Annotated in this window: 11 protein-coding genes; 9 read left to right on the plus strand and 2 right to left on the minus strand. The window is 73.5% G+C overall.

Going from position 1 to position 12750, the window contains the following annotated elements; genetic code table 11:
- The first annotated feature begins 167 nt into the window (after window positions 1-167).
- From SCWH03_RS02935 to SCWH03_RS02960, 6 genes are all read left to right on the plus strand, one after another.
- The gene (locus SCWH03_RS02935; RefSeq protein ID WP_173261260.1) at window positions 168-563 is read left to right on the plus strand and encodes a nuclear transport factor 2 family protein; all 396 of its coding nucleotides are present in this window, start codon (window positions 168-170) and stop codon (window positions 561-563) included.
- Between the two features lie 358 nt (window positions 564-921).
- A complete protein-coding gene (locus SCWH03_RS02940) occupies window positions 922-2112 on the plus strand; it encodes a thiolase C-terminal domain-containing protein (RefSeq protein WP_173261262.1) in 1191 nt (396 codons plus the stop codon).
- 314 nt (window positions 2113-2426) lie between these two features.
- On the plus strand, window positions 2427-3896 hold the full coding sequence (locus SCWH03_RS02945) for an MFS transporter (protein WP_173261263.1): 1470 nt from the start codon (window positions 2427-2429) through the stop codon (window positions 3894-3896).
- Window positions 3897-4523: 627 nt separating this feature from the next.
- Window positions 4524-5378: an enoyl-CoA hydratase ChsH3 gene (chsH3, locus tag SCWH03_RS02950; protein WP_173261265.1), complete on the plus strand. Its 855-nt coding sequence runs from the start codon at window positions 4524-4526 to the stop codon at window positions 5376-5378.
- Between the two features lie 242 nt (window positions 5379-5620).
- Window positions 5621-6697 carry a Zn-dependent alcohol dehydrogenase gene (locus SCWH03_RS02955; RefSeq protein ID WP_173261267.1) on the plus strand — a complete coding sequence of 359 codons (1077 nt, stop codon included), beginning with the start codon at window positions 5621-5623 and terminating at the stop codon, window positions 6695-6697.
- 10 nt (window positions 6698-6707) lie between these two features.
- Window positions 6708-7649 (plus strand): 3-oxoacyl-ACP reductase, encoded by a 942-nt coding sequence (locus tag SCWH03_RS02960; RefSeq protein ID WP_173261269.1) that lies wholly within the window; start codon window positions 6708-6710, stop codon window positions 7647-7649.
- 351 nt (window positions 7650-8000) lie between these two features.
- Here the strand turns inward: SCWH03_RS02960 and SCWH03_RS02965 are convergent, their stop codons facing one another.
- Both SCWH03_RS02965 and SCWH03_RS02970 read right to left on the minus strand, forming a co-directional pair.
- Window positions 8001-8171 (minus strand): hypothetical protein, encoded by a 171-nt coding sequence (locus tag SCWH03_RS02965; RefSeq protein ID WP_173261271.1) that lies wholly within the window; start codon window positions 8169-8171, stop codon window positions 8001-8003.
- 104 nt (window positions 8172-8275) lie between these two features.
- A complete protein-coding gene (locus tag SCWH03_RS02970) occupies window positions 8276-9439 on the minus strand; it encodes a hypothetical protein (protein WP_173261273.1) in 1164 nt (387 codons plus the stop codon).
- Between the two features lie 373 nt (window positions 9440-9812).
- Between SCWH03_RS02970 and SCWH03_RS02975 the strand changes: the two genes are divergently transcribed.
- Genes SCWH03_RS02975 through SCWH03_RS02985 form a run of 3 tightly spaced genes read left to right on the plus strand, consistent with a single transcriptional unit; the run spans window position 9813 to window position 12738 of the window.
- Window positions 9813-10628, plus strand: a complete 816-nt coding sequence (locus SCWH03_RS02975; protein ID WP_173261282.1) for a Nif3-like dinuclear metal center hexameric protein — start codon at window positions 9813-9815, stop codon at window positions 10626-10628.
- On the plus strand, window positions 10625-11368 hold the full coding sequence (locus SCWH03_RS02980; RefSeq protein ID WP_216854708.1) for a zinc ribbon domain-containing protein: 744 nt from the start codon (window positions 10625-10627) through the stop codon (window positions 11366-11368). The genes SCWH03_RS02975 and SCWH03_RS02980 overlap by 4 nt, the downstream gene beginning before the upstream one ends.
- A complete protein-coding gene (locus SCWH03_RS02985; RefSeq protein WP_173261284.1) occupies window positions 11368-12738 on the plus strand; it encodes a bifunctional RNase H/acid phosphatase in 1371 nt (456 codons plus the stop codon). Before SCWH03_RS02980 ends, SCWH03_RS02985 begins: the two co-directional genes overlap by 1 nt.
- The last annotated feature ends 12 nt before the right edge of the window (window positions 12739-12750 follow it).

Here is a 12750-nt window from a genome sequence, read left to right on the forward strand (position 1 = left end):
GCTTCCTGCTGACCCGGCTGCTGTCCCATCACCGCGACCTGCGGCGGACTCTCCGGCCACGGGCAGTCCGGCACCGCCCGGCTGCTGCCCGGGCTGATCGCCCGACGTACCCCGCGGCCCCTGTCCCCCACCGGCCGCAGGGCCCCGTCCGGCCGTAGGGTTCCTGCATGACGGATGAGGGTGAGCGGGCCGTGCAGGCGGCCATCGACGGGGAGTTGAGGCTTCTCGATCCCGAGGTGCGTGCCTGCCCGGCCGGTGTCCTGGAGCTTCTGGACCCGGAGTTCACCGAGATCGGGGCTTCCGGACAACGCTGGGACGCCGAGTCGATCCTCAAGGTGACGAGCGACGGCTCGGTGTCCCCGGAGTCTCCGGTCGAGGTCAGCGAAATGTCCGGCGTCGTACTCGCTCCGGGTATCGTGCACCTGACCTACTTCGCCGACAGCCAGGGCCGCCGGGCATGGCGGAGCTCCTTGTGGCGTCTGACGGACACGGGCTGGCGGATGTACTTCCACCAGGGCACGTTGACGGGTTCGCGAAGTGAGGCGGCGCGGCGTCGGCCGTGACGGCAGGCGGGTCGTAGGGAAGGTGCCGCTCAGACCGGGCGTTACGCGCTTGCGCACCCGCGCCGCCATCCCCTCCGCAATCCGTCGTGCGCGCATACCTTCCAGCCTTGCCGCCCTGGGCGGCCCAGGGAACCGCGTCCCCGTCCGACGCTCCGGCCGTCCCCGTGCTCCCGTGCTCCCGCGCGGCTGGGGAGATGGGACGGATTCTCTGACCTATCGTCAGATTGGAACTGGTTCTATTATCTGGCTCCACTGGGTGCCACGGCGGCCCGCGGCCCTTCGGGGAGGGCCGCGGGCCGCCCGCTGTGCCACCGCCCGCTGTGCCACCGACCGTTCCGAGACCGAAGGAGTCCCTCCGGTGAAGAGCTACATCGTCGGCGTCGGGATGACGAAGTTCGAGAAGCCCGAGTCGAGGGACTGGCGCTACCCGGACATGGCGAAGGAGGCCGGCGCCGCGGCCCTCGCCGACGCCGGCATACCGTACGAACTCGTCCAGCAGGTCGCGGTCGGCTACTGCTTCCAGCCCTCGACGGCCGGCCAGCGCGCCGTGTACGAACTCGGCCTGACCGGAGTGCCCGTCTACAACGTCAGCAACAACTGTGCCACCGGCTCCACTGCGCTGATGATGGCGCGGCAGTTCGTGGCGGGCGGGCTGAACGACTGCGTCCTGGCACTGGGCTTCGAGCAGATGAAGAAGGGAGCGCTCGGCGGGGGAGCGGACGGTGGGGACCTCGCCGCCTCCCCGGTGGCCCGGCACTACGGGATCATGGCCGCCGCCCACGGCTTCGAGCGGACCCCGCCCACCGCGCAGATCTTCGGCAACGCGGCCCGCGAGCACATGGAGCGCCACGGCACCACCGAGCGGCAGCTCGCCGCCGTGGCCGCCAAGAACCACCGGCACTCCGCCGCCAACCCGTACGCCCAGTTCCGCGACGTGTACGAGGTGGACGAGATCCTCGCCGACAGGACGGTCCACCGGCCGCTCACCCGCCTCCAGTGCTCGCCCACCTCCGACGGGGCCGCCGCGGCCGTCGTCGTGTCCGAACGGTTCCTCGTCGCACACGGCCTCCAGGACCGGGCGGTCGAGATCGCCGGGCAGGCGATGGCCACCGACACCGCCGAGTCCTTCGCCTCGGGCTCCTGCGTCGACGCCGTCGGCACGCCCATGTCCCGCTCCGCGGCCCGCCGGGCGTTCGGGGAGTCCGGCCTCGGTATCGAGGACGTGGACGTCATCGAGTTGCACGACTGCTTCTCCATCAACGAGCTGCTGACGTACGAGGCGCTCGGCATGTGCCGGGACGGCGGGTCAGGAGAGCTCGCGGAGTCCGGGGCGACGACATACGGAGGCCGGTGGGTGGTCAACCCGTCGGGCGGGCTGATCTCCAAGGGCCATCCGCTGGGCGCGACGGGCCTCGCCCAGGCGGCGGAACTCAGCTGGCAGCTCCGCGGCGAGGCGGGACCGCGCCAGGTCCCCGGGGCGCGCACCGGGCTCGCGCACAACATCGGGCTCGGCGGCGCGGCGGTGGTCACCGTGCTGCGGAAGGGCTGAGGGGCCGCCCTGGACGCGGCGGGGGTGACGCCGGTGGTACCCGTCGGGTCTGCCGGGTCTGCCGGGTCTGCCGGGTCTGCCGGGTCCGTCGGGTCCGCCGGGCCGTCCGAGGGCAGTGGCTGCGGCGGTGAAGGGGAAGGCGAAGGGGAAGGGGAAGGTGAAGGGGAAGGGGACGGCGGCGGCGTCAGCTGCGACCGCCGCCCGGGCAGGTGCGGCGCGCACCGGTCGCGGTCGCGGTCCTACGACCAGCGGCCCGCAGCCCGTCCGCCGAAATCGGGATGTGCGAATCAGCAGGTGCCTGGGAGTATGCGCCCATGAGTCACGTCCAGCGCGCTTCCCCCGGCACCCCAGACCTCGGAACCCCGGATCCCGTCCCTCCGGCCGAGGGGCGCGCCGACGGTCCCGGGCAGCGCATGTGGGCGGTGGTGCTGGCGGCCTGCGCCGGGCAGTTCCTTGTGGTGCTGGACATCTCCGTCGTCAACACCGCGCTGCCGTCGATACGGGCCGACCTGGGGCTGAGCGCAGCCGAGCTGCAGTGGGTGGTCAACGCGTACTCGATCGTCCTCGCCGGGTTCATGCTCCTCGGCGGACGGGCGGGCGACCTCTACGGACGCAAGCGGATGTTCCTGCTGGGGCTCGGGGTGTTCACCGTCGCGTCGCTGGCCGGCGGACTCGCGCAGGAGGGCTGGCAGCTGCTCGCCGCACGCGCCTGCCAGGGCCTGGGTGCGGCCGTCCTCGCCCCGTCGACGCTGACACTGCTGACCTCCGCCGTGCCGGAGGGTCCCGCCCGGGCCCGGGCCATCGCCACCTGGACCGCCGTCGGCGCGGGCGGCGGCGCGGCGGGCGGACTCATCGGGGGTGTGCTCACCGAGACCCTGTCCTGGCGCTGGACCCTGCTGGTCAACGTGCCCATCGGCGCCGCCGTCGTCGTCCTCGGCGCATGGTGGCTCGTGGAGAGCCGTGCGGAGGAGCGGCGCCGGCTGGACCTGCCGGGTGCGGTCCTCGTCACGGCGGGCCTCGCAACGCTCGCCTACGGCATCGTGCAGACCGAGCAGGACGGCTGGACCGCTCCCTCGGCCCTGCTGCCGCTGAGCGCCGGGCTGGTACTGCTCGGGGCGTTCGTCCGGGCGGAGGCCCTTTCGAAGACGCCCCTCATGCCGCTGAAGCTGTTCCGGATTCGGTCGGTGGCAGCGGCGAACGCGGCGATGTTCACTTGTGGCGCGGCCATGTTCTGCATGTGGTACTTCATGACGCTCTACGCCCAGAACGTCCTGCACTACAGCCCGATGGAGGCCGGGCTCGCCCTCATGCCCAGCTCCCTCGCGGTCGTCCTCGGCGCCAAGTTCGCCCCGCGGCTGATGCGCACCTTCGGCGCGCGCCATGTCGCCGTGCTGGGAGTGCTGGTGTCCGCGGCCGGTTTCGGCTGGCAGTCCACGATGGACGCGCACGCCTCGTATATGACCGGGATCATGCTCCCGGGCATCGTGATGATGGGCGGCGCGGGGCTGGCGGGGACACCGCTCGCCTCCCTCGCCACCTCGGGCGCCGCACCGGGCGACGCCGGCGTGGTCTCCGGTCTGATCAACACCTCGCGGGTGATGGGCGGGGCGCTCGGCCTCTCCGTCCTCGCGACGGTGGCCGCGGCCCGTACCGGCGGGTCGCTGTCCCCCGAGGCGCTGACGGCCGGGTACGCCCTCGCCTTCAGGACCGGTACGGCGATTCTGGTCGGCTGTGTGCTGATGATGCTGCTGTGGCTGCCGAAGGACCGCGAGCACCAGGCCTGAGCACGGTCCGGGGGACGGTACGGAGTGCACGGTCCGTGTGCGGGTTCGGGGCGCTTGGTCGGCCTTGGCCGCAGGAGGCAGCCTCCGGTGAAGCGCGGCATGACGCGCTCGGTGGCTGCGGGCGTGCGGGCCCGCACGCCCCGGCCTACCGTCGCTTCCTCCACCGGGCCGTCCCGGGGCGGGCGGGCATATCGGGTGACGGGGGGCGGGCCGGGGGTCGCGTGACGAGGTGCCGTGCGGAGCAGCAGTCGTGCGCCGGGACTCATGTGCCGGGACTCATGTACCGGTACATGAGTCCCGGCACATGTGCCTGTGCCTATGCCTGTGCCTGTGACCGGGGCGGCCCGCGGATCCCGCTCGGCGGCGCCCCGCGGGCCCGAACGGTACCCCCGTGCGCCCGTACCCCCGTGCGGCCCGCCGCGAGGTGTGAGCTGACGTTCCCTCACTGGCCTTCACAAGCGGCGGGGGGTGCGTTATACATGAGGCCAACCGGCCTAGAACGCGTTCTAGAACAGGCTCATCGAGCGGCCGGTCCCGTGCGGCCTCGGTGCGGCCGACGGTGCGGACGGTCGCGCCGAGGTCTTCCGCTCCCTCCCGGGAGCCAAGGAACCAAGGAGCAGCATCCCCATGCCCATCGACGCCGCCAAGGCGATCGCCGCCGAGCCCCGCAGTGCCGAGATCAGCTGGGAGCACAAGGACGTCCAGCTCTACCACCTCGGGCTCGGCGCCGGTGTGCCGGCCGCCGACCCCCACGAGCTGCGCTACACCCTTGAGTCCCGGCTGCATGTGCTGCCCAGCTTCGCCACCGTCGCGGGAGGGGGCATGGGCGTGGTCCGCGGGCTCTCCGCCCCGGGCATCGATGTCGATCTCGCCGCTGTGCTGCACGGCGGACAGTCGGTCACCCTGCACCGCCCCATCCCCGTCGGCGGCCGGGCCACCAGCACGTCCCGTGTCGCCGCCGTCTATGACAAGGGCAAGGCCGCGGTCCTCGTACTGCGCTCCGAAGCGGCCGACGAGGGCGGCCCCCTGTGGACGAGCGACGCACGGATCTTCGTACGCGGGGAGGGCGGCTTCGGCGGTGAACGGGGCCCGTCCGTCGGCACCGGTCAGCCGGACCGCGCGCCCGACCGGACCGTGGAGCGGCCCGTCCGCGAGGACCAGGCGCTCCTCTACCGGCTCTCCGGCGACTGGAACCCGCTGCACGCCGACCCCGAGTTCGCGAAGCTCGCGGGCTTCGACCGGCCCATCCTGCACGGCCTGTGCACCTACGGCATGACGCTGAAGGCGATCGTGGACACGCTCCTCGACGGGGACGTGACCCGCGTCCGGGCGTACGGCACCCGGTTCGCCGGGGTGGCCTTCCCCGGGGAGACCCTGCGCATCCGCCTGTGGGCCGAAGAGGGCCGCGTCCAGGCGGCGGTGACCGCCGTGGAGCGGGACGACGCACCCGTGCTCGCCGACACGGTGGTCGACCACGCCTGACGGGGGGTGCCGGCTACGCCGGACCGACCCGCCCCCGAGAGCGGACCGGCCCGCGCGCGGTCCCCCGGCCAACCCGGCCCCCGCACGGCCCGTGAGACCCCCGGCCACCGGGCCGGGCCGCCGTGCCCAGCCCATCAGTCCGCCGTGCACCCCCGCACCCGTGAACGGCGGCGAGGACGACCCGACCCGACCCGACCCGACCTGACCCGACCGAAGCCCGACTCCCGAAGGGGACGCACCCCATGCGCGCTGCCGTACTGCACGAGATCGGCCAGGACAAGCTCGATGTCCTCGACGACGTCGAGGCCGTGGGCTTCGGCCCGGGAAAGGTGAGGATCCGGGTCGAGGCGACCGGGCTGTGCCATTCGGACGTCTCCGCGATGAGCGGGGTGCTGCCGCAGCCGGTGCCGTTCGTCCCCGGCCACGAGGGCGCCGGGCAGGTGCTCGACGTCGGCGACGGCGTGACCTCCGTCCGCCAGGGCGACCGGGTGCTGCTGTGCTGGCTGCCCGCCTGCCGGAGCTGCCCTGCCTGCCGGCGCGGTCAGACCCAGCTCTGCCTTTCCGGGTTCATGAACGCGGGCACACCCAACTTCAGGCGCCCCGCCGGCGATGTGTTCGGTTTCGCCGGGACCGGCACGTTCGTGGAGGAGGTCGTCGTCGACGCGGGTTGCGCGGTCCCGATCCCCGACGACGTCCCGTACGAGATCGCCGCGCTCATCGGCTGCGGTGTCACCACCGGCCTCGGCGCCGCCGTCAACACCGCTCGGGTGGAGCCCGGTTCGTCGGTCGCCGTCATCGGCTGCGGCGGTGTGGGCATCTCCACCATCCAGGGCGCCCGGGTGCAGGGCGCCGCGCAGATCGTCGCCGTCGACCCGGTCGCCTCGCGGCGGGAGGCGGCGCTGGGGTTCGGTGCCACCGAGGCCGTCGCGCCCGACGCGCTCGGCGACGCGAAGCAGCGGATCACCGGCGGGGAGGGCTTCGACTACGTCTTCGAGGTCGTCGGCAGGTCGGCCACTGCACGGACGGCGTACGAGACGACCCGGCGCGGCGGGACCCTGTGCATCGTCGGCGCCGGGGCGATGGACGACATCCTCCAACTCAACATGTTCGAGCTGTTCTTCGACGAGAAGCGGATCCTGCCGTCGCTGTACGGGGGCGGCGATGTGCTCCGCTCCTACGAGCGGGCCATCGCGCTGTGGCGCGCGGGCCGGATCGACCTGGAGTCGCTCATCACCCACCGGGTCCGGCTGACCGAGATCAACGACGCCCTGACCCAGATGCGGACGGGCGAGGCGCTGCGCACCTGCATCGAGATCTGAGGGGTCCGCCATGTCACTCCCCCTCCGGGACCTGTCCGCGATCGTCACGGGCGCCGGCCGCGGCCTCGGCCGGGCCGAGGCGCTCGAACTCGCCCGGCTCGGCGCGGCGGTGGTCGTCAACGACTACGGGCAGCCGGGCCGGGACGGCTCGGGCGAGGCGTCCGCCGCCCCCGCCGAGCGGGTCGCGGAGGAGATCCGCGCGGCGGGCGGCCGGGCGGTCGCCCACACCGGCGACGTCTCGGACTTCGAGGTGGCCCGCTCCCTCGTCGAACTCGCCACCTGCACCTATGGCAGGCTCGACATCCTGGTGAACAACGCGGGCATCCTCCGCGACCGGATGATCTTCTCGATGAGCGAGGACGAGTGGGACTCGGTGATCCGGGTCCATCTCAAGGGACACTTCAACACCACCCACTTCGCCTCGGCGCACTGGCGCGAACGTGCCAAGGCATCGGGCGGCCCCGTCCACGGCCGGATCGTCAACACCTCCTCCGAGGCGTTCCTCGCCGGCTCGGCCGGACAGCCCAACTACGCCGCGGCCAAGGGCGGCATCGTCGGCCTGACCACCTCCACGGCGCTGGCGCTGCGGAGGTACGGGGTCACCGCCAACGCCATCTGCCCCCGGGCCCGTACGCGTATGACCGAGGACGTCTTCGCCGGGCTCGCCGAACCGGCCCCCGGTGAACTCGACCCGCTCGCACCGGAACACGTCGCCCCGCTCGTGGGCTACCTGGCCTCGCCGGCCGCGTCCCGTATCACCGGACAACTCCTCGTCGTGCACGGCGGCATGGTCGCGGTCGTCGAACGCCCGCGGGTCGCCGCGCAGTTCGACTCGGCCGGGGAGTCCTTCTCCCACCAGGAGCTGGAGGACGTCCTCGGCTCCTGGTACGCCCACCGGGCGCCGGACGAGACCTTCGCCGCGTCGGAGGTGCTTTCGCTGAAGCGGGCGTAGCCGCCCTCCGACGTCGCCTGTGTATCTTGCCGGTCGCCCGGGTCGCCCGGTTCGCCCGGGTCGTGTGGGTCGCCCGGGGCGTGTAGGTCGTGTGGGGCGTGTGGGGCGTGTGGGCCCGCGGGGGGAGGCGCTGTCCGGCGTTCGTGCGGCGTCTGCGCGTCCGCCTGTCCTGGGCGTCCGCCTGAACGGCCCGTCCCCGTCGCCGGCCCGTCCCTGCGGGGCGGCGCCCGCCCCGCCAGCGCCGCCGAGCCCGGCCGCCGTACACATGCGGGAGGGCCGCCACGGGGCTTCGCCGTGGCGGCCCTCCCGCGTCCGATGCGTCTCGCGGGGCCGTACTGCTGCTGCGTGCTGCTACGCGGCCTCGCCCTTCGCCGGGCGGCGGTGGCGGCCGTGCGCCGGAGACGTCGTGTCCTCCGCAGCGGCGGCACCGCCCCGGTGCTTGCCGGAGCCGACGGCCTCGGCCTGGTTCGCGGCCGCTCCCTGCGGACGCGCCTGGGTCGTGTCGGTTCGGGCCTCAGACATGTGGGAAATTCACCCCGTTGTTCCATCGCCGATCTGGTGTCACCGGGGGAGCCGTCACCGTCGGCATCCGGACGGTGCGACCGCGTATCCCCCGGCCGCAGAGTCTAACCGGGCGCCATGCGCCCCGTGAGAGGCGCCTGCTGCAGCGGCACGGGTCTGCGCACGGGAGGACGTACTGCCTCTCCGTATGGTTCCCCACCTGCGTACTCCGGCTGCGCAGCCGTGGAGCCGGACATCCGCGGACCCGGTTGCAGGGGGTCCCCGGGGGGATCCAGACGGGCCATCCCGCACGCCGTCTCCTCCGTCGAGTACGGCAGTCGCAGTACCCCCTCCCGGGTCCACAGTCCGGAGCCCGCCAGCCAGCCGCCGGGAGCGGGGAGCTGATGAAGACGCCGCCCGGCCGGCCGCCAGACCCCCACCCAGGAGCCGGCCGCCGCGTCGATCCGCAGCGCCACCGCGCAGCTCTCCGGCATCAGCACCCTCCCCGGCTGGATCGCGAACGGCGTGACCGCCGCGTCCGGCAGCCGCAGGCACTCGGGGAACCGCACCGGCCGCAGGCTCCCGAGCACCCCCCAACCCAGCCGGTCGTGGCCCGCCGCGTCCGACCGGACCATCAGCAGTCCGCTCTCCGCGTCGGCGAGCAGCAGCCGGTCGTTGCTGTCCTGCGTGATCTGCAGCAGCGGTGTCACCTCGCCGCCCCGCTCCAGATCGACCACCACCGCCTTGGTGACCCCGTCCCGCTCGCGGTCCAGCGCCAGCATCCGGCCCGTGCGGTCCAGCCACACCCCGCCCGAACAGCGGCCCGGCACCACCGCCACCCGCTCGGGCCCGAACGCCCCGCCCGCCACCAGCCACACCGCCGTCGACCCCGCACCCGGCGCCAGTGCGTAGGCGCAGGTCCCGTCCGGCGACGGCGGGAGCAACCGCATCTCCGCCGACTCCACGGAGCCGAGCGGCACTTCGCCGGTCCCCGGGCCCGCCGGGTAGAGCAGCGAGAACGAGCGGAGCCCCGCTACCCGGCGGTGGACCAGCACCCGGCCGTCGGCGAGCGGGGCCACCTCCGTGTCCGGCTCCTCGGGCTGCCCGAGCGGCAGCGGCACCGCGTACGGCTCCGCCCCGTCGAGCGTCCACCGCTCGGCGAACAGGGCGTCTCCCCGCCCGGCGAGGCGCGCCGCATAGCTGCGGCCCGCGCCGACCGTGAGCGCCGCCCGCGGGGTGGGCCGTAGGGCCCTGCACTCCGCGGCTTCCTCGATGGCACACGCTGTCATCGGATGGTCACCTCCGGCCACTGAAGCTAGTTTTCGCACGTCAAGCCGGACACCGCCCACCGTTCCACTTCACACATAAGGGTGGCCGAATCAGGATTCGGCTGAGAGGGGACCGGCGGTTGTGCTGGTACGTCGTGGACCCGCCGGGCACCCGTCACCGATCCGTATCGATCTATACCGATCTATACCGATCCATACCGATCCGTAAAGATCCATCTCGATCCGTCCGCGCCGGACCACGCCGGACCGCCCCGGGGTGACCCCGTCCCGCCCCGGGGTGACCCCGGCGCGGGACGGGGCGATCCGGTCGGGCCGGCACCGGGGTACCCCGGTGCCGGACGGCGGCGCGCGGAGGGCAGGTAGCCTTGCCTCCGTGCCCCGTCTGTCTGAAGTCACCGCCGAGCTCGACGCCCTCTGGCCTCCCGAGCGGGCCGAGGAATGGGACGCCGTCGGCACGGTCTGCGGTGATCCCGGCGCCGAGATCACCCGCGTCCTGTTCGCCGTGGACCCCGTCCGGGAGATCGCCGAGGAGGCCGTCGCCCTCGGCGCGGACCTGATCGTCGCCCACCACCCGCTCTATCTGCGCGGTACGACCACTGTCGCCGCCTCCCACTTCAAGGGCCGGGTCGTCCACACCCTCATCACGCACGACATCGCGCTGCACGTCGCACACACCAACGCCGACACCGCGGACCCGGGAGTCTCCGACGCCCTCGCCGGCGCGCTCGACCTCCGGGTCACCGGGCCGCTCGTGCCCGAGAACGGCCTGGGCCGGATCTGCGAGCTCGACCACCCCGAGACGCTGGGGGAGTTCGCGGCCCGCGCCGCCGCGCGGCTGCCCGCGACCGCGCAGGGTATCCGCGTCGCCGGAGACCCGGACGCGACCGTCCGCCGTGTCGCCGTCAGCGGAGGCTCAGGCGACGGCCTCTTCGGGGCCGCCCGGGCCGCCGGAGTGGATGCGTTCCTCACCGCCGACCTGCGGCACCACCCCGTGTCCGAGGCCGTCCAGCAGACTCCGCTCGGCCTGGTCGACGCCGCCCACTGGGCCACCGAGTGGCCCTGGTGCGAACAGGCCGCCGCCCAACTCGACGCGATCTCCGACCGCCGCGACTGGAACCTGCGGGTCCACGTCTCGAAGACGGTCACCGACCCCTGGTCCGCCCACCACATCTCTGGAGCCCCCAACTGAACGCCGCGCCCGCAGACCAGATCCGACTCCTCGACGTCCAGGCACTGGACGTCCGTCTGTCGCAGCTCGCGCACCGGCGCACGTCGCTGCCCGAGCACGCCGAGCTGGAGTCGCTGCACAAGGACCTCTCGCAGCTGCGCGACCTGCTCGTCGCCGCGCAGACGGAGGAGGGCGACTGCGCCCGCGAGCAGACCAAGGCGGAGCAGGACGTGGACCAGGTCCGCCAGCGCTCGGCGCGGGACCAGCAGCGCCTGGACTCCGGGGCCATCACCTCCCCCAAGGACCTGGAGAACCTCCAGAAGGAGATCGTCTCGCTCGCCAAGCGCCAGGGGGATCTCGAGGACATCGTCCTGGAGGTGATGGAGCGCCGGGAGTCCGCCCAGGAACGGGTGGCCGAACTGAGCGGGCGGGTCTCCTCGGTCCAGGCCAAGGCCGACGACGCGACGGCCCGCCGGGACGCGGCGTACGAGGAGCTGGACGGCGAGTCCGCGTCGGTCGGCAAGGAGCGCGAGGTCGTCGCGGGATCCGTGCCCGCGGACCTGATGAAGCTGTACGAGAAGCTCCGCGAGCAGCAGGGCGGCGTGGGCGCCGCCCGGCTCTACCAGCGGCGCTGCGAGGGCTGCCACATCGAGCTCAACATCACCGAACTGAACGAGGTCCGCGGCGCGGCCCCGGACGCCGTCGTGCGCTGCGAGAACTGCCGGCGCATCCTGGTCCGCACGCAGGAGTCCGGTCTCTGATGCGCGAGCTGGTCGTCGAGGCCGACGGCGGCTCCCGGGGGAACCCGGGACCGGCGGGCTACGGGGCGGTCGTCCGCGACGCGGCGAGCGGGCAACCCCTCCTGGAACGCGCCGAGTACATCGGCGTCGCCACGAACAACGTCGCCGAGTACCGGGGCCTCATCGCCGGTCTGAAGGCGGCAAGCGAACTCGACCCTCACGCACGCGTCCACGCACGCATGGACTCCAAGCTCGTCGTGGAGCAGATGTCGGGCCGCTGGAAGATCAAGCACCCGGACATGAAGCCGCTGGCCGCGGAGGCCGCGCGGATCTTCCCGGCCGGGCGGGTCACATACCAGTGGATCCCGCGCGAGCGCAACAAGCACGCGGACCGGCTGGCCAACGAGGCCATGGACGCGGCGCGGCGCGGTGAGCGGTGGGAGCCGTCGGTGTCCTCGGCGGCGCTGTCGTCCTCCGCGGAGGACGACCGGGCGGCCCGGGTCGTCGGCGACGCGGCGGCGGGCGCGGCGAAGGCGCGGGCCGCGCTGAACCCGGGCGCGGCACGGGACTCCCGTGCCGGGTACGCCGACGCGGCCGGGGCGCAGGCCGCTCCGCGTGCGTCCGGTGATGCGGCGTCCGGTGATGCGGCGGTCGGCGGTGGCGCGGTCGGTGGCGCTGTGTCCGGTGGCGCTGCCGTGTCCCGTGGCGCTGCCGCGCAGGCGACTCTGCCCAAGAGCACCGAGGTGGAAGGTGCCGGCTGGGGCCCGGACCTCGGGCCCCCCGCCACGTTCGTCCTGCTGCGGCACGGTGAGACGGCGCTGACCCCGGAGAAGCGCTTCTCCGGTACCGGCGACCACGAGCTGTCCGAGGTGGGCCGGCGCCAGGCCGAGGCGGTGGCGGCGGCGCTGGCCGCGCGCGGCACGATCCAGGCGGTCGTCTCCTCGCCCCTCAAGCGCTGCCGGCAGACCGCGGAGGCGGTCGCGGCCCGGCTCGGGCTCGACGTACGGATCGACGACGGGCTACGGGAGACGGACTTCGGCGCCTGGGAGGGCCTGACGTTCGCGGAGGTCCGGGAGCGCTACGGCGACGACCTCGACGCCTGGCTCGCCTCGACCAAGGCGGCGCCCACCGGCGGCGGGGAGAGCTTCGCCAAGGTCGCGAAGCGGGTCGCGGCGACGCGGGACCGGCTGGTCCGGGAGTACCGGGGACGCACGGTTCTCGTGGTCACCCATGTCACCCCGATCAAGACCCTGGTACGCCTGGCCATCGGCGCGCCCCCGGAGTCCCTGTTCCGTATGGAGCTCTCGGCGGCTTCGGTGTCGGCGGTGGCCTACTACGCGGACGGCAACGCGTCACTGCGGCTGCTGAACGACACGGGCCATCTGCGCTGACGCCGGGACGGC

The organism is Streptomyces pacificus (genome assembly GCF_011766325.1).
Taxonomy (GTDB): domain Bacteria; phylum Actinomycetota; class Actinomycetes; order Streptomycetales; family Streptomycetaceae; genus Streptomyces; species Streptomyces pacificus.

What these genes read in the sequence shown, in the direction of transcription:
- SCWH03_RS02965 (WP_173261271.1), bottom strand. Translation starts at nt 8,171, where the DNA reads ATGTCTGAGGCCCGAACCGACACGACCCAGGCGCGTCCGCAGGGAGCG.
- SCWH03_RS02945 (WP_173261263.1), top strand. Translation starts at nt 2,427, where the DNA reads ATGAGTCACGTCCAGCGCGCTTCCCCCGGCACCCCAGACCTCGGAACC.
- SCWH03_RS02960 (WP_173261269.1), top strand. Translation starts at nt 6,708, where the DNA reads ATGTCACTCCCCCTCCGGGACCTGTCCGCGATCGTCACGGGCGCCGGC.
- SCWH03_RS02985 (WP_173261284.1), top strand. Translation starts at nt 11,368, where the DNA reads ATGCGCGAGCTGGTCGTCGAGGCCGACGGCGGCTCCCGGGGGAACCCG.
- SCWH03_RS02935 (WP_173261260.1), top strand. Translation starts at nt 168, where the DNA reads ATGACGGATGAGGGTGAGCGGGCCGTGCAGGCGGCCATCGACGGGGAG.
- chsH3 (WP_173261265.1), top strand. Translation starts at nt 4,524, where the DNA reads ATGCCCATCGACGCCGCCAAGGCGATCGCCGCCGAGCCCCGCAGTGCC.
- SCWH03_RS02970 (WP_173261273.1), bottom strand. Translation starts at nt 9,439, where the DNA reads ATGACAGCGTGTGCCATCGAGGAAGCCGCGGAGTGCAGGGCCCTACGG.
- SCWH03_RS02955 (WP_173261267.1), top strand. Translation starts at nt 5,621, where the DNA reads ATGCGCGCTGCCGTACTGCACGAGATCGGCCAGGACAAGCTCGATGTC.